The sequence below is a fragment of the Paenibacillus sp. 1-8 genome (genome assembly GCF_056316205.1).
In genome coordinates, this window is record NZ_CM149995.1 from 3378711 (window position 1) to 3398721 (window position 20011).

18 protein-coding genes are annotated in these 20011 nt (G+C 40.7%); 1 reads left to right on the forward strand and 17 read right to left on the reverse strand.

Translation table 11 applies throughout. The features are described 5' to 3' along the window. Positions 1 to 12 precede the first annotated feature (12 nt). Entirely contained in the window at positions 13 to 810 is a 798-nt protein-coding gene (locus AC0WRU_RS15350) for a hypothetical protein (RefSeq protein WP_476125413.1), read from the forward strand. 25 nt (positions 811 to 835) lie between these two features. Here AC0WRU_RS15350 and AC0WRU_RS15355 read toward each other — a convergent pair whose 3' ends face one another. The 17 genes from AC0WRU_RS15355 to AC0WRU_RS15435 all read right to left on the reverse strand — a co-directional run bounded on the left by AC0WRU_RS15355 (position 836) and on the right by AC0WRU_RS15435 (position 19768). After that, complete coding sequence (locus AC0WRU_RS15355; protein WP_476125414.1) at positions 836 to 1069, reverse strand: hypothetical protein; 234 nt, start codon at positions 1067 to 1069, stop codon at positions 836 to 838. Between the two features lie 192 nt (positions 1070 to 1261). Then, positions 1262 to 1735 carry a NucA/NucB deoxyribonuclease domain-containing protein gene (locus AC0WRU_RS15360; RefSeq protein ID WP_476125415.1) on the reverse strand — a complete coding sequence of 158 codons (474 nt, stop codon included), beginning with the start codon at positions 1733 to 1735 and terminating at the stop codon, positions 1262 to 1264. Between the two features lie 88 nt (positions 1736 to 1823). Beyond that, positions 1824 to 2162, reverse strand: coding sequence for a hypothetical protein (locus AC0WRU_RS15365; RefSeq protein ID WP_476125416.1), 339 nt, complete (start codon positions 2160 to 2162; stop codon positions 1824 to 1826). A gap of 378 nt (positions 2163 to 2540) precedes the next feature. Continuing rightward, entirely contained in the window at positions 2541 to 2996 is a 456-nt protein-coding gene (locus AC0WRU_RS15370; RefSeq protein WP_476125417.1) for a Panacea domain-containing protein, read from the reverse strand. 66 nt (positions 2997 to 3062) lie between these two features. Then, positions 3063 to 4946, reverse strand: a complete 1884-nt coding sequence (locus AC0WRU_RS15375; protein ID WP_476125418.1) for a hypothetical protein — start codon at positions 4944 to 4946, stop codon at positions 3063 to 3065. Positions 4947 to 5212: 266 nt separating this feature from the next. Then, positions 5213 to 5773, reverse strand: coding sequence for a phage holin, LLH family (locus AC0WRU_RS15380; RefSeq protein ID WP_476125419.1), 561 nt, complete (start codon positions 5771 to 5773; stop codon positions 5213 to 5215). Between the two features lie 15 nt (positions 5774 to 5788). Continuing rightward, positions 5789 to 6709 (reverse strand): peptidoglycan recognition protein family protein, encoded by a 921-nt coding sequence (locus AC0WRU_RS15385; RefSeq protein ID WP_476125420.1) that lies wholly within the window; start codon positions 6707 to 6709, stop codon positions 5789 to 5791. Positions 6710 to 6711: 2 nt separating this feature from the next. Further along, the gene (locus AC0WRU_RS15390; protein WP_476125421.1) at positions 6712 to 6969 is read right to left on the reverse strand and encodes a hemolysin XhlA family protein; all 258 of its coding nucleotides are present in this window, start codon (positions 6967 to 6969) and stop codon (positions 6712 to 6714) included. A gap of 21 nt (positions 6970 to 6990) precedes the next feature. After that, positions 6991 to 7212 (reverse strand): hypothetical protein, encoded by a 222-nt coding sequence (locus AC0WRU_RS15395; protein WP_476125422.1) that lies wholly within the window; start codon positions 7210 to 7212, stop codon positions 6991 to 6993. 1020 nt (positions 7213 to 8232) lie between these two features. Next, complete coding sequence (locus AC0WRU_RS15400; RefSeq protein ID WP_476125423.1) at positions 8233 to 8814, reverse strand: 2,' 3'-cyclic nucleotide 2'-phosphodiesterase; 582 nt, start codon at positions 8812 to 8814, stop codon at positions 8233 to 8235. A 127-nt stretch (positions 8815 to 8941) separates the two neighbouring features. Continuing rightward, positions 8942 to 11086 (reverse strand): phage tail spike protein, encoded by a 2145-nt coding sequence (locus tag AC0WRU_RS15405; RefSeq protein ID WP_476125424.1) that lies wholly within the window; start codon positions 11084 to 11086, stop codon positions 8942 to 8944. A gap of 8 nt (positions 11087 to 11094) precedes the next feature. Continuing rightward, entirely contained in the window at positions 11095 to 11628 is a 534-nt protein-coding gene (locus AC0WRU_RS15410) for a phage distal tail protein (RefSeq protein WP_476125425.1), read from the reverse strand. Positions 11629 to 11753: 125 nt separating this feature from the next. Continuing rightward, a complete protein-coding gene (locus AC0WRU_RS15415; protein WP_476125426.1) occupies positions 11754 to 12578 on the reverse strand; it encodes a hypothetical protein in 825 nt (274 codons plus the stop codon). 51 nt (positions 12579 to 12629) lie between these two features. Then, positions 12630 to 13376, reverse strand: a complete 747-nt coding sequence (locus AC0WRU_RS15420) for a hypothetical protein (RefSeq protein WP_476125427.1) — start codon at positions 13374 to 13376, stop codon at positions 12630 to 12632. Positions 13377 to 13385: 9 nt separating this feature from the next. Next, the gene (locus AC0WRU_RS15425; protein ID WP_476125428.1) at positions 13386 to 13796 is read right to left on the reverse strand and encodes a phage tail fiber protein; all 411 of its coding nucleotides are present in this window, start codon (positions 13794 to 13796) and stop codon (positions 13386 to 13388) included. A 12-nt stretch (positions 13797 to 13808) separates the two neighbouring features. Further along, positions 13809 to 14363 carry a phage tail domain-containing protein gene (locus AC0WRU_RS15430; protein WP_476125429.1) on the reverse strand — a complete coding sequence of 185 codons (555 nt, stop codon included), beginning with the start codon at positions 14361 to 14363 and terminating at the stop codon, positions 13809 to 13811. Then, positions 14363 to 19768, reverse strand: coding sequence for a transglycosylase (locus AC0WRU_RS15435; protein WP_476125430.1), 5406 nt, complete (start codon positions 19766 to 19768; stop codon positions 14363 to 14365). The genes AC0WRU_RS15430 and AC0WRU_RS15435 overlap by 1 nt, the downstream gene beginning before the upstream one ends. Positions 19769 to 20011 lie beyond the last annotated feature (243 nt).

Genomic DNA, 20011 nt, shown 5'->3' on the forward strand with positions numbered 1-20011 from the left:
TAGGAGGAAAAAATGAATATGTTCAAGAAATTATTAATTTCCTTTTTACTAGGATTGCTTTTCTTTACTAGCCTTAATCACAACACAGTTATGGCTGCATCTGTTGGTGACGCACTGAACGAACCCGAATCTGGATGGACACGTCATAAATATGATTCAGAGTATATTACATATTTAGGAGGGAAATGGGCGTTTAACATTGGAGTATCCACATACGCATCTCAATGGCAAAAGGAAGGTGCTATTCTAAAGTTTAATTTTACTGGGACAAAATTCCGACTTATTTCCACAACATGGTGGTCTTTCTCAAAAGACGTTGATGTATTTATTGATGGAAAATTCGTTGAAAAAATATCACTATATGGCCCGGATGATGGTACAAAAAGAATCAAATTTGAGAAACTTAATTTAGATAATGGTAAGCACTCTGTAGAATTTATTAACAATACAAAAGAGTACTTATCAATATATAGTATTGACACTGACGGCCCACTAAGTCCTAGCAATCCTGTTGAGCCTACTCCAGAACCAACCCAACCTACTGATCCCAGCAAACCAGAGCAACCTACTGGTGACCGTGCAATCTTAGTTGTAACAATGGATACTGGTTTGGAAAAAGAATTCGACCTAAGCATGAAAGAGGTCAATGACTTTATCTCCTGGTACGAAAGCAAGCAGGCCGGAACTGGATCGGCTTCATATGCCATCAATAAGCATGATAACAATAAAGGCCCATTCAGCAACCGTAAAGACTATGTAATATTCAATAAAATCCTTACGTTTGAAGTAAGCGAGTATTCAACTAAATAATAAACAACAAAGGACTCCATACTGGTTACATACCAGCGGAGTCCTTTTTCACATCTACTCTAAATTCAAACTGATTCCGTACGTAATACGCTCCGGCAATCTTAACCGACTCAGGCGAAAACTTTTCTATAGTGCCACCATAGTCTATAACCGATATCAAATCCTCTCCCAACGGCTGCACCACATATACTCTTACCTGGCTTAATGCAGCTGCAAACAATTCGATATCCGACTTTAACACTTTATATGTATGGTTCATGCTGATCACCTTAGAATAGGTATTCGGTGAATTATGTAGTAATTCCTGCAACGAAAAAAACTCTGCTAACCTTAATTGGTCGGCAGAGCTTTTTAGATCCTTTGTTATGGTTATACAGTCGTAAAAGTAGAACTAAAAATTTAAATACACTGGTGTGTTACTGTTACATCTAATATAGCATATGTCTGTACATCATTTCACTATAAATTCAACTCGGGTCCCGTCCGGATAGTCGTCCAGCTTATGACCCACCCATGATCCGGCTCCACGGTTATCCTTCGGTGATATGTACTTTATGTCTGCACCCTCTCCACCCTCGGCACACATCGCCATAGGCCATTCGTCTCGATCCTTGCCCTTACGTGTGGGTATGCCCCGTAAAGATGCATCCCGATTGCTATCAGCTCCGTCGCGGTCAATCGTGCATACTGACGACTCCCCGGCTGCTATGGCCTCCTTGATGTGCTGTGCTGTTTCCGGGTACTTTGCTGAGGGAAACTCCAGTTTGAACGTTTCGCCTGGATTGCTCGATGTTGGTATGTTTGACGTTTCAACAGGTTTCGGGGCAGGCAAAGGCGAGCTTTGTCCGTGTTCGCTGAACCACCACAATACCCCCGCTACTAAAATAATTGCTGCTATTGCGTTAATAAGTTTACCTTTCATCATTCTCCCCCTTAACGTAAAAACACCCCACCAGCTTAGCCAGTAGGGTGTCACCGATACTTTCGGATTTAAGCATATTTTGAACTAACTCTCACGTGCGCAAACCAAAGTTAACATTTTTCATTCTGTAAGTAATTTTAAGCGAGTCTTCAATCACCTCGAAAGATGCAAAATCACGACCTCTTGGAACAATATTGTAGAGAGCTTTTACGGTGTGTGTGCATTTCCATGTTCGTTTACCATCCCAAGTCGTATTCGTTTGAGTCGTTCTTCCCAGGTCTTCAAAAACTATATCAGTTATTTTGTAGTCAACCCCATGACGCACTTCAATTTCACTCTGGCAAGCATCACACGCTTGTTTATATGACCAAGCATGGCTTTCGGAACTTGGTTTTTCACAAGACCAAGAATGTTGATATTCATGATCCATTTAATTTACCCCCTTTGATTTTTTTGTTTTCTTGAGAACACGTAATTTATTGTCTTCATTTTCTGAATTATTATTAAAATTCTTGCGGAAATAAAAAAAGGAGCTGCCGACTTTAATACAGCAGTTCCTTTACTTATTCTTTCGGATTGCACAACGGTGCTTCCGTATGCGTTGTTATAAAGTATAATTAGTGTGGATGATTTTGTAAAGATAATATGTATGGTTCATGCTGTTCACCTCAGGATAGGTATTCGCTGAATTGTGTGGTAATCCCTTCAAACATAGAAACATCCTACTAACTTATGCCAGTAGGATGTCTTCATACTCAATGACACTATTTTTGTGTTACAGGCCGTAATAAATACTTTACTTTTTAGATCACGACTTCTTCAGCACATCGCTATAATATCTTCTCATCGTATCCTCATTTATGGTTTGTTTTGAATAAGCGTCATCAGGAAGTCCCTTTCTTGCTTCCTTCCATGGTTCTTCATTATGCGTTAATGCTTCGAGAAACTTCGCATCATATGACCCATATACACCCCATACCTCAGTCATGATACGTTTTTCGCTTTTATCTAAAGCTGGTTCATTGTATGTGCAATCAATTGGATCCCAACCGTAATCTTTATATTTCCTAAATAGTTCGGGATTAACTGGTCCATGAACCCAAGCCTGAAATTCACCATTAAACAATCTTTTATTATTGTTCAATACCAAACTCCAAGCTTGAGCATAATAGCAAAGTTTTTGAAGTTTCAAATGAGTGATTGGCATATCTATACTGTGTGATTTTTGAATAAAAAAATCTGCAACATCAAAAATTTTAGCCATTTTTTTCACCCCTTCTATAGTGTATTAAAACATACGTTATTGAGAAAGTAAATTATTCTTCACTTTTCATCTAGCTTTACGTACTCTTTTTCGTTCCTTAGAATTAGGTTTAAATTCTTTGTATCTCTCCTTCTCTTTCTTCAAATCATCACTTATAATTTCCAAAAAGTCCTTTTCAATTCCTGCCTCATCAACAAACTTTGAACTAAAAAATAATAATCCATACTTGTCTCCAGCCTTTTTAATCTTCTCAACAAGATAATCTACTTCAAATTTAATACCTGAGATCTTTATTACCGGCTCCACGGTATTATTAAAATTAATTAGTATACCTTTTCTTAAAACAAATTTTTGTTGGCAGTATAATAATAAAGACATCTTTTCAAAACAATATCTTATTGTAGTGGAATTGAAATTAAAGGATACAGCCACATTAGAAATAACATTATTTTTAAGATAAGGGCTTTCTTGTTTTTTGTTAGTTATTAAATTATCAATTACAATACTATAAACCCTTTTAATAATATCTCCTTTAAAGTTCGTGACCATAAACTTTATTAAAAATCCAGTACAGCTATAATGGGAAAGTTCAATTGTTTTTACTAAAGCCTGAAATAACATGTAAATAATACAATCATTTTGTTGAATGTTTTGTTCAGGGGTTGCCATAAAAGGAATAGGAATTCTCCCATTTTTCAATCTTATGTCCTCAGTTTTAAAATTTTTTAACATGGAATAAACAATTCTTGACAAGGATTTAACATCATTATTTTCTATGGCTATAATTAATAGCTGTTTAAAAATAATATTGACATCATTGACACTGTCGTTTTTATGTCTATACGTTTCCATTATATTATTCAATCTGATTAAAATAGTGTCCAATATATCAAGCTTAAAACTCAAAATAGCAATCTCGTGCAAAGCAGTATAATACGCTGATTTTTTTGACTCGAGCTTCTCTAACATTTCAAAAGCGATATTAGCATCCTCGAACCTATGCGATTTTATCAACTTTATCAAAAGATTAGTCTGGTTATTTAAAATGCATTTGTACAAATTTAAATAAAGATCATCTCCCTTAGTTAAGCTCGGTCCACTTATATACTTCTGATTTTCAGGCTTCTCATGTATGTCACTTAATATTTTGTTCCAATTTTTAACACAGTAATCATAATATGTAGAAGTACTTTTATCAATTGACAAAAACATTAATTGATAAAGCGTCTCCACATTATCATATAGTCTGTTGAAGTACATCTTTTTTTGAAATTTGGCAAATGAGTATTTAATACAATGTAAATTTTCTTTTATTTGTTTAATTGAATAATCTGTTTGAGATTTAACATGTAGATTTGAAATATGCAACTTTACAACTATAATGCCTTGTCGAAAAGCCATAAAACAAAAAATGAGCCATACGCCAATAGTGCCTGAAAAGTATGCGTCTAACTTTTCGATTGGCATCGACGATTTAGTTTTAAGAGCCACTGATAAATGAGTTCCGAAAGCTACAGCCATGATACAAGTAAAGACAAATGCGAGGGCAGAAGCATAAGAAAAAGAAGCATTACTAATAGCCAGCGCTTTTTGTTCTTTGTAACTAAAATAAAAAAATGTCAAGCTCAAAGGAATAGCAAATGCAACAACAGAAGTCAAAGTTTTAATTACAGCAATATCTGTACTCAAACCAGGAGAAAAGTTCAAAACTGTATAAAAACTATGAAAAATATCTAATATCCCGTTTAGATGCATTCCCTGAGCGAAACCCAACAATATTATATATATTATTGGTAAAAGAAATATCGCGAGTGTAGGAATAGAAAAAACTTTTTTTATAACCCAATTAACAAAATCGTGAAAAAATACGAAAAACAATGCTAATGGCCTAAATATATAAGTTTTGCCCCAAAAAAGTAGATTCCATAGAAATGAATAGATATTTAACATTACTATTACCCCAGTCAAATAGGATTATTTACCCAAATAATTATCCCATAAGACCCAGAATATATCAACTTCAAATAATTTGTTTCCTAATGTTATACTATTATTATACAGGAACAAATGTTCCTATTCAAGATAAAAATCCTTCCCCCTCCAGTTTCCATCCTACATCTGTACTGCATATATAGTTAAATTAATGCCCTACTTAACAACCAAGAAAACAAAAAAAATCCCCACCAGCCGAAGCCAGTAGGGCATTTACTTATAGTTTATTCAGCTGTAGCGGGCGTTTGTGTTGCTTCTGTTGGTACCTGAATAGACTCAGGTTCAGACTGCACCTGAACAGGATTGACGGGTCCCGCTTCTGCGGTAGCCTGTGCCAACAGTTCGTTTACCTTAGCTGCCAAACCAGCCATAGCCTCTTTTGCAGCCGCCTGCGCTACATCCTCTGATGGCTGTGAATCAGTAAGGGCTACAGCCTTCGTCTTAGCCTTATACTCCAGATATGCCTTCTCAATTGCAGACCTTAACTCTACTTGGGATACTACGATACCTTGACTGGTAAGAGTAAGTGAAGCATACTGTAAAGCCTCCTGAAGCTTTCGTTCACCCCCAGCCTGCTTGAAAGCTGTCTGAGCAAAAGCGAATCCCTCTCCAGCAATCTTATGGATTACTTCCCGTTGAGCCGCCGTTGTACGTGCCTCTAGCCATGTATTTACTTTTACCTTAACATTGTTCAATCCAGTTAACACGATGGTTGTGAGTACACCTATAGCCGCTGTAGCGACGGTACTTACATATGGTTGTACAGTTTCGATAATTGTTTGCATGATAATTCCCCCTTATTATTGTGCTGGGATCCCAGCAGCTTTCCTAAGATAATTAGCCAGATTGTTGAAATGTTGCATTTGTTCCTTATCGCCTGCTTGTTTAGCCTTGAACCAAGCTGGTTGGAGCCAGCGGAAAATGATTTCTTGTGCGTTCGATTTAAACAACTTCACAGCTCCAGGAAGCGGTAGGCCCTTTTCGTTCAGAGCAGCAGCCGCCCGGAGATTGTTGGCCAGATTATGAAAATGCGTCTTCCCCTCCTGATCGCCTGCCTTTTGGCTTGCGAACCAAGCTGGTGAAATGTAATTATCTATAAGCGACTGGACGACGAATGCAGGCAACGGCGTAAAGTCCTGCACCTCAGGGGCCACGGAAGCACCTTTAAGCTCTGCCTCAACGTCCCGCACCAAATCCTTGAGTGTCTTGCTGACCGTCACTAGAGCTTGGTCTACGTCCCTCTTACGGGCAGGATCAAGCTGCTTATGGCTTGGTATGTGTGTGCGTGGGTTAATGCCCCATTTGTTGCAGCAGTAGGCCAGATACCATACAAAGCGTTTGTAAGCCTCCAGCGTGTTGATCTTGCCGCCGAAGCACAATTCTACCCCGAGGGCAATATCGTTCGCGTCGTCACCATACAACTCGTTATCCAGCTTAATGTTGTACAAGACGTGCCACGCCTTTTCCGCTGGATCGGGTCCGGTGCCTGTCGGAATAATCTCCAGTATCTTTTTGTCGTCAATGAACGTCTGTGCTGAAGCGGAACGGTCTACCAGCCCATTGAAATAGGTGAAGTGGTTATCCGCTGACGCTCCCGGATTACCTGTATCATGTGCAACTAAAAAGACCGGATTCCCGCTTGTGAGGCGAGTACCCGGTCTTACATTCTGGCGCTTGTTTATGTAGCGCCGCTCAATCGTATATTTATTTGGATTAAACAAGATTACACCCCCGATGTTTTCAATAACGCGAATAACGCTGCAATTACGGCTGTAATAATAGTGCCGCTAATAGTACGCCACAGCCATTTTTGCCCGTCCTCGATCTTGTCCAGCCTGTGGTGAGCTGATTTCGCGGATTGCGCTGCTGAGATAGCCATGTCTCGGACATTAATCGCTGAATCAAGCTTCTCTTCAATGTTGTCGATTTTAGTTTCTACCCTTGTGATACGCTGCAAAGTTTCAACTTGCGGATCTTGCATCCTTCTCCCTCATTTCTCCGTTCAGGAAACTTTTCCTGAGCTATCATCGTCTGTTTTCTGATCTTTTTCCTCTTGAGCCTGAATCTCAGCTATTGCATTTCCTACAGCTAAATCCAACCCTTCAAGAATTTCTTTCCTCCGTGCTGGCTGTGAAGCAATTACAGCAGAAATGACCTCAGTCAATTCTTCAACCGGTCTGGTTAGATCCAATTGAATATCTAATGTAGATTTTATCTTTGCCACGGGTTTCATCACCTCCTCAAAACGTAAAATAAGCCCCTGAGTTATCAGAGGCTTTCATACTTGTATTGTATTTGGTATTTATTGCTTAACCACTACGGATATTTAAGAGGGAAATTCGACAAAAGTGTCGAATATCAAGTTTTAACAAAAAGTGAGAGGTGTTTATCATTTTCAAAGAAATTTACTTTTACATATCTTCCGTCATGGGTATAATCGCATTCATTTTTACTGTATGGAGATTTTATCAAGACCACAGACCTTTAAAGATCACCTCCAATATTTCACCATTCAAATTTCCCATTACAATATTTGATGAGAACGATAATCCAATTAATGAAGAATCAGAAAACTGCTTTTCAATTGAGTTAACGCTGTACAATAAGTCTCTAAGAGCGACTACAATAAAAAGCATTTCACATAACTCTTCATTTGAGTTCCACGGTTATAGCAGCGCTGAACGGATCGATAATTTTCATGAAGTCGGAATTATAGTGACACCTGGTGCTATTATAGAATTCAAAAATTTAATTATTCCACTTGACCAAAAATCATTGAATGTCGAAATCCAGACAACACATGGTAAGATAAAGCGTAAAGTGAGAATTACAAATAATTAAGATCTTCTCTCATACGGTCTATTGTATGACCTAAAATATCGACCTCATCGTTGAATTCGACATGAGAATAAATCGACAGTGACAAGAAAACTAGCAAAAGGAATCCAATAAAATGAAATTCTACGAGAGATAATATTGAAGTTGCAGAAGCCAATGTTGCGATGATCATCCCAACATTCCTTTTCATCTTCTCCACCCCGTTTTTTTGAATAGCTTACGCACTTTCAAATACGCATATAGCAGGCCGCTTCCAAAACCGAATGAGAATATTGTCACCACTGTATAAAATGTAACCATACTCTGTTCTCCACCTTTATTAAAGAGTAAAAACCTCTCCTATGCTTGGAGAGGTTTTTCTATATCTCTATTTTATTTTACGTATAATGCTGTGACACTACGGATTTTATTTAAGTGAAGATATAGCCTTATTTATTTCTTCTAATTCAGTTTTGTATTTAGCTATATTAGTTTCAGCTTCTTGTATATTTTTCTTTGTTTCTTCAATATTATTTTCTCTAATTTCTGCAAATTTATCTGAAGTAGATCCTGTCTTCTTTGAGGAAATCTCAAGAGACTTCTCCATGTTTCCTTTGTCTTTTTCTGTATCGGTTACAAATTTATCAAGCTCAGACTTTCTCTCTTCCAGTTTGGAAGCAGGCCATCCTTGGTATTTACCTGAAGAAGTTTTCACTTCAGTATTTGTTTGTTTTGAAGAAGAAGTATTCGACGATTCGATTTGAATTGTTTTCCCGTCCACTTTTAAATTCGCTCCTAAGGAGTCGGTTACAGCTCTCAAAGGTACATGCGCCTTTCCATCAACCACGATGGCATTTTCGACAAGCGAATTACCATTGACCTTGACCGCATATTCCCCTGCTACCTTTTCTCCGACTAAAGATTTAACTTGATCTGCAAATGAGCTACCAGCCGTAGCAACAACCGCACCGATCAACACACCACTAAGTAAATAAGACCATTTTTTCATGAACCGTACCTCCTGAATAGTATATATGTCCTAATATTACCATCGGCAGAAGGTGCAGTAAACACAATGTTACGAACTACTGAACCTAAATCATTTTGGCGTTGGTTCAAAAATTATACAATAATCATTAAGTTGACGAACTGCTTGAACTTCCTCCTGCTGGAATATTGACAGTGACTACGGTTCTCCCTTGACTAAATAGCTTTAAATTTCTAGTACTCGGATCAAAAGTAGCATTAATAATCAAACCGTTAAAAAGATCACCATTAATTTCTCCGATTTGATTTTGTAGGCTTGTTAATTTGTTCTGAAGACCTTCTAAAGCTCCAATCTTTAATCCGCTGACAGTAGCGTTACTGAAATCTACTTCACCATCAAAATAAACCATGTCGTCCGTTGATTTGATATATACACCAGCCATGTTCCCCAAGTGAAAGCCTTCTGAATCACCAAAAATCGCTCCTCTTGGTGACCCATTATCCATAAATAACAAAGCTCCACCATCATTATATTGTCCTAAAGAAATAGCTTCTCCACCAGATGAGTTATAAGCAGTAAGACCAGTAGAGTTTATTTCAATCCGACGCCCATCTTTAGCCGTCCTGAATAAGGCTCCTGTAATGATACCGCCCTCGATCTCGTTACCGATTAACTTGCTACCTCGTATTGTACTTGCATTAACTGTACTGGCTCTAATATCTGAAGCATTCATTTCTGAGTTGTCTATCTGTCCGGTCAATTTAATTGAACGAGCCACGACATTACCCTGCATATCTACACGGAATGGTGCAATGGTATAATCGTCATTCCCGGCACTGATTCCGTTCGTATTTATTTTGGTAACATTATTACCACTACCGATTACTAAGGATACAAAGTTACCAAGCTGCCCGACAATTTGCTCAGCAACAACCCCGCGTGCTGTAATAGCCGTCCTTGCTGTTTTTCCTCCGTCCGTTGTTAAGACAACCCCGTTTGAAGTCATAATAACTTGATTCTGAGCATTGGTTTTATCCTGTAGAATTACGCCACGCTGATCGTACTTGATTTCAGTCTTTGAGTTGTCAATATCAATTACAGCCTGCTTTGCGAAAGATTCAAAAACTTCCGTCCGAATCTTACCATTGGAAAACAAATTATTAATAATATTCTTGTTCCGCTCCAGGTCACTGATAATATCCGCATAGTCCCGTAAGTTGACATTAGATATTGTAGGCTCACTGTGTTTGTCTCGGCTATATGGATACTCTGTAAGCTCTGTGATCCGGGCTTTGAGTTTGTTCATATCCATAGCCGGATCAATGCACATTACTGTGTCACCTAAATGTGGTTTTGGCTCTGTATTGTCAATTTTGAATAGGTCAGCCGTAGATACGGTAACTTCTAGCGTTACATTTTCCTGCTCCCTGAGAGCCTTACGAGTAGCTTTAAGCAGTTCCTCAGGTTCTTCAATATCCTGCTCTATTATTTCTCCATCGTAAAACGGCACTGATTCACTGGCCCAATATTGTGCGTATGGCGATATCAGATAGTTCACTGCCAACTTTCCGTTTACAATGGTTCCCGGTACGCCGGATAGCAAGCTCCGTTCCTCATCGGTCAGTTTGGACGCATCCATACCAATGAATGTCCGTCCATCCTTCATCTGAGCAAACATACGTGTCACAAGCGACTCGCCTTTATCTTTGAAGGAACTCGATACGATGTTCTTTTTAAGCCGGTACTGTAATCCGTTGTCGGCCCCGATCTTCTTCCTCAGGTTGATAACGAAATTGTCCGGCTCTACTTCGCACTCATACATCTGAATGATTTTATTGAGTGCTTCAAGGCACGTCCCGCGCCCGAAATCTTTTACATCGTGCAAGTCGAAAGTATCGTGGATCACGAACTTGAATCTTCCAGCCGTAGCAGCCGTAATCAGCTCTGTGAGTTGATTGATATGGATACCATAGGCTTCTGCGATATAAGACGCATATGGAAACTTGTAATCATTGAGCTTGAACATAACATGATTACAATAAATATTGGCCGTCAGTTTCCTTCCCTCGCGAGATCGGCTACGAGACTGGATAACATAAAATTGACCACGCTCATCTCGAACGTGGCCTTTGATTGCTATTTTTTCACGGTAATCCTCTGAGGTCATTGGGACCATGAAGGTTAATTCATAATCGCTGTTGATCCTACGCCGCCGCTGGATATCATAGCTATCAACCAGTGTTCCAACGCGTCTCATGTTTTTATCGAATACTTGCAAGGTTGGATTCGCCATAAGTCACCTCAATACAAAAATTTATCTCTATGTGTAATACGACACAGCACCGTCCGGCCTGTCTCTGGGTCCGTCCAAGTCAGATTATTATTCCCAAGATTCAAGTCGAAAAAGTCTCCGTTATATAGATAGGAAACGTTCTGACCATTTCTCGTTATTTTGAATTTTCCTGAGTCAATGACAATTACCTCTCCCGGCCTGAACATATCCGTGAACTCAATGTAGTCGGTATGGAATTTCGACAACTCTGCCGATATCCTTCCTTCCCCGGACATAGGTACAACTTCTGCGAATCTTTCCCGGATATACTGTAAATCAGGCATACGTCCCTCGCCAGACATCGACACAGCCTCTAGTGCGTATTCACGTACAAAATCAGTTTGCGCTCGACCATTACCAGATAAAGAAACTGCGGCAGTCATATCCAAATTAAACTCCAAAATATATTCTGTTATCGTACCTGGTTCGGATGTGTTGAAGGACATAAGGTTAAAAGCGTTATCACTCTCAGCCCCATCTATCTCTATCTTCCGTGAGTACATTCGACTATCCCCTTGCAGATGAACAGAAAGGTCTATTATATTCCCCTCTGCTGCACCTGCATTGAATGATAATTCATTAAACGCGCCCCCGAACATTACCCCTCACCCTTTCGGCGTATAACGTATCATTTTGCATACATTTCACTCCTCTTGATGTCTGCGTCGTTGGCGCCAATAAAAGAAAAGTGAGTTTTGTAAATAAGACTATCAGTTGTAAAAGATATTATGCGTGATACATCACCGATCTCCGTTATAAAGATTTTGCCGTCGAATACCTCCAAGAAATAGGGCGTGCCAGCAAAACCCAATACGTTGTATAAGTCTTCGTACTGATGTGAAACTAATTGATCCAAGTCCTTTATCCTTATGCACTTAGGTACAATGGCACCTGTGCTATTTTGAGTGGACGAAAGATAATAATAGTCATCTATTTTGGATATATCATTCATACCCGAAAGTTCATTCGGAACTGCAATCTCTCTTATAACATCAAAAGATTCATTCACATAATTGGTGACCACGATTTTATTTGAACCCGTAACAAAATACATTGCCCCGTCTATAATTTGGATAGATCGTACATAGCTGTTAATCAAACTTGGTAATGTCTTTTGATAGGCTAAATACAAAGATCCATTAGACTTCTTGAAACAGAAAACTGTTGGTGCAGCAATCACGTAAAACGCCTGCGTAACAGGATCGTATATTGTTTTATGCGGCCTGTATCCTACTTGGCTGAATCTTTGTTTGAACTTCAAATCAGTATCCAGAACAATTACTTCATGGTATCCGGTATTATCGACAACATAAACTTCTCCATCGCTCGCGATTGAATGACACCCTGCAAACTCAAAATCAACAGTACTCCACTTGCTAACCGGGATACCCAAATCGTCACTATAAATGACGCGGTGATGGTAGCAATCTACGATGAAGTACTTACCATTCATTTTTTGGATTTGAGTGGGCGTATACAACCGTGATTGGTAGGATTCATCCCTTCAAGGCGGCGAAAGTCTGACAATTTGTAGTTTACACAACGCACTCATTATCGTTAAATCTCCACCAGTATCTTGGAAGGCCTGAATTTTGAAGTATTCACCAGCATTGAAAAAAGATATGGAGCTGACATTATTTCGGCTTGAATATGCCGATCCAGGCGATCCGCTATTGTAAGCCATATCTTCCGTTCCATTTTTTAATATCTTTACGTTTCTAATTCCTCCATTAAACGCAGAGATCCCAACTGTTGCTTGGATTAAATACAATCCTGATTTATGGATAGTTACCAATTCATTATCTGAAGATCCGACAAAATTATCAGTGTCAGCTTTTTTTATATTCCAAGCTGGTGACGTCCAGGTACTGGACGCTATGGCCTTATCTGCGTTACTTGCATACTCTGCTCTTGGAGGACTGGTTATATCCGATAGTTTAGTTTCGTGTGACATAATGTTATTCTGGACCGCCCGAAAGTCCGCAGCCGTGAAGTTGCGTGCAACTCTTGTGCCAACAGGCCACGCCCTCGCTACTCCCTCAAATCCGCGTACACAGCCTTTCAGCACGTTGTCCTCCACGCTTGTATACGTAATCGTTTCTGCTACATCCCCATTACCTATAACTGCAATTCCTTCACCCTGTAAAAGTACAGAAGCGTTCGCCACGGCAATTTCCGTTTGCGTGTCCGTGATCAGTTCTGCAAGCTCCGTCTTCGGTGAATTTACAATTGGTGGATACATTTTTTCCATGTTTTACGCCTACCCTTCGTCGATCTTAATTTGTCCAGCAAGAAACCGTAATGTGTCATTCGTCTGGACGGTTCTAGGTGTCTTGACAGCACCGTGGTAAACCAAATTTCCTCCAGTTGCCGCCGTGCGGATGCCGATATGAGTCACCAGCCCCCAATCCGCTGAGGCAATCGGGAAAGATACGTCTGCTGTACTGGATGTAACCGCCCTGCGGTCTGCGATAACAGGTTCGGAAAACGTTACAGGCCGTCGAGCATAACCCCCACCACTTACCTCCTGCCCTGTATCTGCATCCGTAGGGCCGGAAGTGTAAAGAGCGATGTAAAGCGTCTGAGGCGATGCAAAATTCACTCCGCGTAAAGCTGCGTTAATACAGGCTGTTTTCCACCAGTTCGACTTACTTAGTAATATGTCTGCCAATATAAAGACCTCCTATTCTACTTGATACTCATTTGCTATACGGAAATTCCGTATGTTGTTATTGCCGATGTTGGTCAGGACGATAACAGGACTGGCTCTTTCATCTCCTGTGGAAATAACCGATACTGTTTGCGGTGATTGAGTGATAATAACCTCTTTAATGTTCTCTTCCGATTCGGGAAATGGATGTTCGCCCATCTTGATAGGTATGGTTAACTCTCCATCCCAAAGTATCTTTTCGATATCCAGCGTGCCAGCATATCTACCGATGTATCTCCTTCCCGGCAGGTCGGAAAATGTGAATACGATATCCCCTTTTTTGGCATTAAAAAGAGCCGCCACTTGGGCGACTCTCCTATGGTAATCAAGGGTTGTGTCATCAGCCGTTAGAACGCATTCGAGATTGATTGTCCGCGCTCCATAAGTGCTACCAAAATCCAACTCTCCATCCCTCTCAGCTATCTCAAGGCTATGGTCCTTTGTCGGCGGTAACACAGGTATATTGTGAGTTTTAAGCCCTAATCCAATGGATTTAAAGGACTTGCCATCTGCCGTAGCGTCGATCATTAAGACTTACCTCCCCTCGCTTGCAGCCTCCGTACAAAGTTGTCCCGTTCGCTCCAGAACACCTTTGCTGCGGATTCGTCTTCAATATAAGTATCGCCTGTTTTTATTACGAACTGGTTGCTAATTTGCTGCGGATTTGAACCACCAGAAGCCATTGGCATTGAAAAGTCCGGCATGGAGAAATTGAGCTTCGGCATTTTGAAACTTATGAGGTTGAAAAGATTATTTTGCTGTTGATCGTTCAGATACATCTCGCCAGCTCTTGCGATTACCGGAACCTCTGCGCCCCGGTCCCCCTGGACGATCCCGCCAGAATGGAATTTTTGAAGCTTGCCAGTGTCCTTCTTAATGCCATACTTATTCCGCAGAGCAGCATTTTCTTCGTGCAGCTTGCCCTTCTCAGCAGTGCCTGCCGAGTACCATTTATCAATGTTGGAATTATATCGCGCCAAGTCACTGTCCTTTTCAGAGATTGAGGAACCTGTATCCAAGGATGCAGACAATGAAGTAGCATTTATTTCAGCCATTTTCATCTGATAGTCTAAGATGAATTGATCCAACTGACGTAAGATTTCAGTGTTCTTTTCAGATTCTTTTGAAATTTGCGTATTTTTTAGATCTTCCGCCTTAGATTCAACACCATCCGAATACTCATCGAACTTGCTTGTGAGTTCATCATAATGTTGCTTTGCCGCTTCAATTTGGTCATTGTAGTCTTTTTCCCTCTCTGTTTTTTCATCCTGGAGCTTCTTTTTCTGATCCTCCAGTCCGCGCTTAGCAAGCGTCCGGTTATGTTCCCGTTGCATATCTTCAATATCTTTTTCAGTCTGTTTTCGTTCGGCAATACCTTCGGGACCGACAGCAGATTGTAACAGGGCAAGGCGTGCTTGTTTTTCCGCCGTTGCACGTTCATAATCCTCGTCTTCGTTAGCTGTCTGCATCTTGGCAAGCAAGTCGTCTATAGCCTTAATCTTAGCGTCCTGAGCTTCGACGAAAGCATCCCGTTCCGCTTCAATCCGTTTGACTTCCTCATCCCGAGTCTTTTCGAGTGCCTCCTTCTCCTTTTTAGCGGCTTCAGCAGCAACCTTTTTCTGATCCTCAAGGAGTTGCTTTTTCAGGTCGTGAACCTGTACATCTATTTCCATCCGCTGTTCTGATCCCTCTTTATAAAGAGCCTGCATTTTTGTCCATGCATTGAGCTGATCGGAAACGGAAATGGCTTCCATGCTTTTTTGGTAATTAATACGTTTCTGAAAATCGGATAGGAATTCATCTTCCAATGCCTTGCGCTTCTCATAGATTTTCTGTTGTAATTCAAAACTCTGTTCGGCGGTACGATCTTTAGCCTTACTCATACGGATATAAGCATCGTATTCCATTTTTAAAATAGCAATTTGGCCTTGTCCTGCCATTTCCATTTTGGAAGTCTCTTTATCAATCCATTTTTCACTGTTTTGATATCGAAGCTCATTGTACTTGACGGCAAGATCGTAAATTTGCTTTTGGATTTCTCTCCGGTTTGCTGGCAGCAGATAGGCTTTATTTTGTTCTTTGGTATAGAAATCAAGAGAAGATTTGGTCATTTCGATTTCTTGCTTGTTAGCCTGCCGCATGCGTTCGTTTTTCTTTTCAAGGTTGGCAACATCTTCTTCATAGCGAGAGTCATTCAATTTCTGTATGTCTCTACCCCACTGCTTTAGGGCATCCTTGTCTTCTGTTAGGAATTGCTTATGCCGCTGTCCCAATCGTTTGTATCCGGCTATCTGCTGGTCTATAGACCATTCATTTCGTTCAGCGATGTACTTAAAGTTATCAAGATCGTTATCATAACTATCTTTTCGTGCCGCAGATGCGTCCTTAGCTGCTTTTTCAGCTGCACGTTCTGCATCACTCTTGCCTTTTTTGCCTCCGCTCCCCTTCGATTTTTTTGAACCAGAAGAACTCACACCAAATTTAGGATCATTATATAGCCCCTTCAAAGCTTTAATCCTATCATCGTAACTTTTCATTTCTGGATAATAATCTTTATAAATCTCATCAATCAGCGCTTTGTCTTGTTGTTCTTTATCATTTTTAATTTGATCCTGAAACGATTTTTTAAAATACTTAAGATCATCTCCGCTGTTGACTACATTATTATTTTTTAAAACTTCTTCAGCCCTTCTTGATGCTACGCCGTTGAGTCTAGCTTTCAATTCTGCCAAACTCTTTATTGCGTCCGCTTCTATTCTATATATCTTCAAGCGATCATCAGCCGCTAGTTTGGCACTTAAAGTAGAAGATTTTTCTGAATTAAGATCATCTATAGCCTTTTGAATTTTTTGTTTGCGAAGTGATTCGATGGCTTTTTCTTCGAATTGCCAACCTTCTGCTGTTTTGTAAATCGCCGTTGCAAGTTCAGGGTATTTAAGTATCAAGTCTGCGGCAGCAGAAGCATTTAAAGACTGCCCTTTGGTTAGGTCATTAAGAAGATTATTGGCTTCTGATACAGCAGTACCGTTCCCCTGAATTTGCTCTCTTAAATCAGCAAGAGCTTCTTCCTGAGCCTTGGCACTTTCAGCAGCAGTTCCGTTTTTCCCTGCAAATTGATCAGTTTCAATGGATGCTTGACTTAAAGCCACGCCTACTTCTGTTACAGATAAAGTAAGCTCATTGTTTTCTTGTTCTAACGATTTAATTTTTTCTTCAAGATCTGCTGCATCTTCTTTAAATTCGCCTACCCCTAACCAATTAACGGATTTATCATTAATAATCCCTCTAACTCGTTGGAGTTCTTTGGTAGCTTCAGTTATCTCCTCTACCTTTTGCCGTTGCTGCTCAAGTAGATCAGATTGTTGGTCTCGAAGAACATTCTTCCGAGCTTCGTTCTGCTTTTCAATGAGTTTATTTAGAGAATTTACTTGTACCTGCACAGCTTCATCCGTGTAACCAGCCGCCTCAAGTTGTTTGGCTCCTTCTTTTCCGAGAGTGATAACCAGTGCTTTAGATACTTCTTCAAGTTGCTTTTTTACTTGGGTTTGTTTTTCTGTCGAACCGCTGCTGAGCTTTAGAGATTGTTCGAGAGAACGATGTGCATTGGCCAATTTAGGTACTAATTCGATCTGTCTTTGATATTGGCTAACCATCTGTTGAGATGCCGAATCTTCATCTTTTAAGTTCTGAATTCTATCGCGAGCAGCCTTTTCTTCTTTACCACTATTCATTGCAACCAGAGCAATTGCACCAACAAGTAAGCTCAATCCTGCCGTTGCTGCCGCTGTCGTCACGGTTGCTGTCGCTTGAGCAACAGATAATGATTTTGTAGCAACTGTAGCGCCTTCGGTAGCCACCGTTAAAGCTCCCTGTGCTACTGTAGCTCCTTCTATAGCAGCTACCCTCTGAACCGTTGAAAGGATCGCTCCTTGAGAAGACACAATATTAACATTATTCGCCATCGTGTTAGCACCAATAGCAACGGTTTCCGCAGCCTTTGCGGTCGTTAACACTTTCACAGCAGCAATCACGTTCATGATCGGACCACTGAGCGCTTTATAAGCAAGTAGTAGCCCACCGATAGCCGCCGTTCCCTCAAACACTCCAGAAGGGACTTTTGTGAGTCCGATAAGTAATTGGTCTATAGCGTCCAGTACATCCTTGATCGTTCTTCTCAAACCATCATCACCGGCATTGTTGAATATTTCTAACAACGAAGCTTTGGTTTGAGCTGCTTTACGCTGAATGGTATCCATTTGGACTTTCAGATACTCCATTGTGGACCCTGTAGATCCGATGGATGCTGCTGTACCAAGCAAAATATCCCCGGCATTCAGAGAAGCTGCTAATTTAGCGTATTGATATACACCGCGTGAGATATCGGCATAAGACTTTGTAAGGTCATAATTCTTATCAATGACTTTCGTCGATAGGTCCAGCAAGATATCTTCTGCTCGTCTCCACTGTTCCTGTCCGTTAACGACTTCCTTGGTTGCAACGCCTAAGCGCTCAATTTCTCCAACAGCCTTGTCGGTCCGAATCGTACCCAGGACTGTCTTCCACATGTTCCCTAAGTTTTCCCCGCTGAGAGCCGTGTTACGAACACCTGCTGAAATCAAGCCGTTCATAAAGTCGAAGCTTACGCCTGTTTCTGCCGCAATCTTACCTGTGCGCTCAAATGCCGCACCCAAGTCTCGTGCCGGTGCCATTGTGTCATGCGCTACTTTACTCCAACTGTCCAGTACACGACCACCGAGCACCATTGCATCATTGCTGTCTTTAATCTGCACGCCATATTGAGCAAAAGTGGACTCCATTGATTTAGTCGCACCTTCAAGAGAAACCAAATCGACAGTCGAGAGCATTGTAGACTTACGCACCATTTCCTGAACAACACCTGCGTCCTTATACATCCGGCCCCACAGACGTGCTGATTCGGTAACATCCATGATTTCCGAGCCAAGATCATGAGCCGTTCGAATAAATTTGGTTGTTTGGTCATGAAGCTTTTCGGTATTCATAACCATTTCTTTAGTGCCTTCGTTATATTCTAAAAAGTAATGTTCATTTGTTTGGATATAACCCGCCATGTTGGATTCTATCCCAACCAATCCTTCTTTTAGTGCTTCCTGCACTTTGTGCATGGCTGCATACATTGTGTTGAATACAAGCGCATGCGTAGCCATATCTCCTACTCGACTCATCCAATTAGGAGTTGTACTGAAGGTTTGCTTCATCTGCGCTTCGGTCTGGCTCAGTGAACGACGGATCTTCTGTTCTTCCTGAAGCACCTTCTCTCGTACTTGCGCCTCTTTTTGCTCTCTGGCACGTAATGCGTTCAGCCAAAATTTTTCATAATCTTGAGCGTTCTTCCTTGCCTGCTGCGCTTCCTTGTCAGCCAATTGCTGCAACTTCATACGGATAGCCTGTTCTTGCATGAGGACACGTTCACGCGTCTTATCATCCGTTCCTGCCCCTGAAACTTTAGCGGCTTTCTGTCCGGTTGATGTCGCCTTATTTTGAAGGGCTTCCATCCGTTTTAGATGCTCTCGTTCCTGCTGCTCAATTGCATCCTCACGCTTTTTTACAATGGCCTGCTGTGCTCTAAGCTTCTCGTCGGTTATCTTATTTGCCTGATCCAGTTGATTCTTCCGAGCGGTATTTAATTCTGCCTGTGCAGTACGCTGCTTAACAAGAGCTTCGGATTCAGCAAGAATCTTCTTCCTTCTTTCCTCCGCTGATAGAGCAAACTTATCCGCGCTACTGGCGAGAGACTTATAGTTCTTTTCGCTTGTACCTAATTCAGCATTCAGTATTTTAAACGATTCGGCATTGGCTCTTGCTCCATTGTCGATAACCTTGAATGCTGGAAGTATCTTGCTGGTGTCCAGATTTATTCGTGCGCCTACTACATCCTTATTTAAGTCTGCCACTATTTTCACCTCTCAATTGCTCAGGAAAAGTTTCCTGAACGTAATTATTTCTGTACATACAGAAAAAGAGGTCTCCGCTATCATGCAGGAGACCTCTACTTTATTTATGGAAGAATCCAAGATCAGACAATGACTTGACCTTCTTCGGTTTTTTGTTCTCGACTTTTCCGCCATGTAGGATAATTTCGAATTCACGATTCCTATTCTTGGCCTTCATCAGCGCTCTGATCTTCGGAATAGTCA

What these genes read in the sequence shown, in the direction of transcription:
- AC0WRU_RS15355 (WP_476125414.1), bottom strand. Translation starts at nt 1,069, where the DNA reads ATGAACCATACATATAAAGTGTTAAAGTCGGATATCGAATTGTTTGCA.
- AC0WRU_RS15350 (WP_476125413.1), top strand. Translation starts at nt 13, where the DNA reads ATGAATATGTTCAAGAAATTATTAATTTCCTTTTTACTAGGATTGCTT.
- AC0WRU_RS15420 (WP_476125427.1), bottom strand. Translation starts at nt 13,376, where the DNA reads ATGGAAAAAATGTATCCACCAATTGTAAATTCACCGAAGACGGAGCTT.
- AC0WRU_RS15370 (WP_476125417.1), bottom strand. Translation starts at nt 2,996, where the DNA reads ATGGCTAAAATTTTTGATGTTGCAGATTTTTTTATTCAAAAATCACAC.
- AC0WRU_RS15410 (WP_476125425.1), bottom strand. Translation starts at nt 11,628, where the DNA reads ATGTACTCACGGAAGATAGAGATAGATGGGGCTGAGAGTGATAACGCT.
- AC0WRU_RS15405 (WP_476125424.1), bottom strand. Translation starts at nt 11,086, where the DNA reads ATGGCGAATCCAACCTTGCAAGTATTCGATAAAAACATGAGACGCGTT.
- AC0WRU_RS15430 (WP_476125429.1), bottom strand. Translation starts at nt 14,363, where the DNA reads ATGATCGACGCTACGGCAGATGGCAAGTCCTTTAAATCCATTGGATTA.
- AC0WRU_RS15360 (WP_476125415.1), bottom strand. Translation starts at nt 1,735, where the DNA reads ATGATGAAAGGTAAACTTATTAACGCAATAGCAGCAATTATTTTAGTA.
- AC0WRU_RS15400 (WP_476125423.1), bottom strand. Translation starts at nt 8,814, where the DNA reads ATGAAAAAATGGTCTTATTTACTTAGTGGTGTGTTGATCGGTGCGGTT.
- AC0WRU_RS15380 (WP_476125419.1), bottom strand. Translation starts at nt 5,773, where the DNA reads ATGCAAACAATTATCGAAACTGTACAACCATATGTAAGTACCGTCGCT.
- AC0WRU_RS15415 (WP_476125426.1), bottom strand. Translation starts at nt 12,578, where the DNA reads ATGAATGGTAAGTACTTCATCGTAGATTGCTACCATCACCGCGTCATT.
- AC0WRU_RS15365 (WP_476125416.1), bottom strand. Translation starts at nt 2,162, where the DNA reads ATGGATCATGAATATCAACATTCTTGGTCTTGTGAAAAACCAAGTTCC.
- AC0WRU_RS15375 (WP_476125418.1), bottom strand. Translation starts at nt 4,946, where the DNA reads ATGTTAAATATCTATTCATTTCTATGGAATCTACTTTTTTGGGGCAAA.
- AC0WRU_RS15390 (WP_476125421.1), bottom strand. Translation starts at nt 6,969, where the DNA reads ATGCAAGATCCGCAAGTTGAAACTTTGCAGCGTATCACAAGGGTAGAA.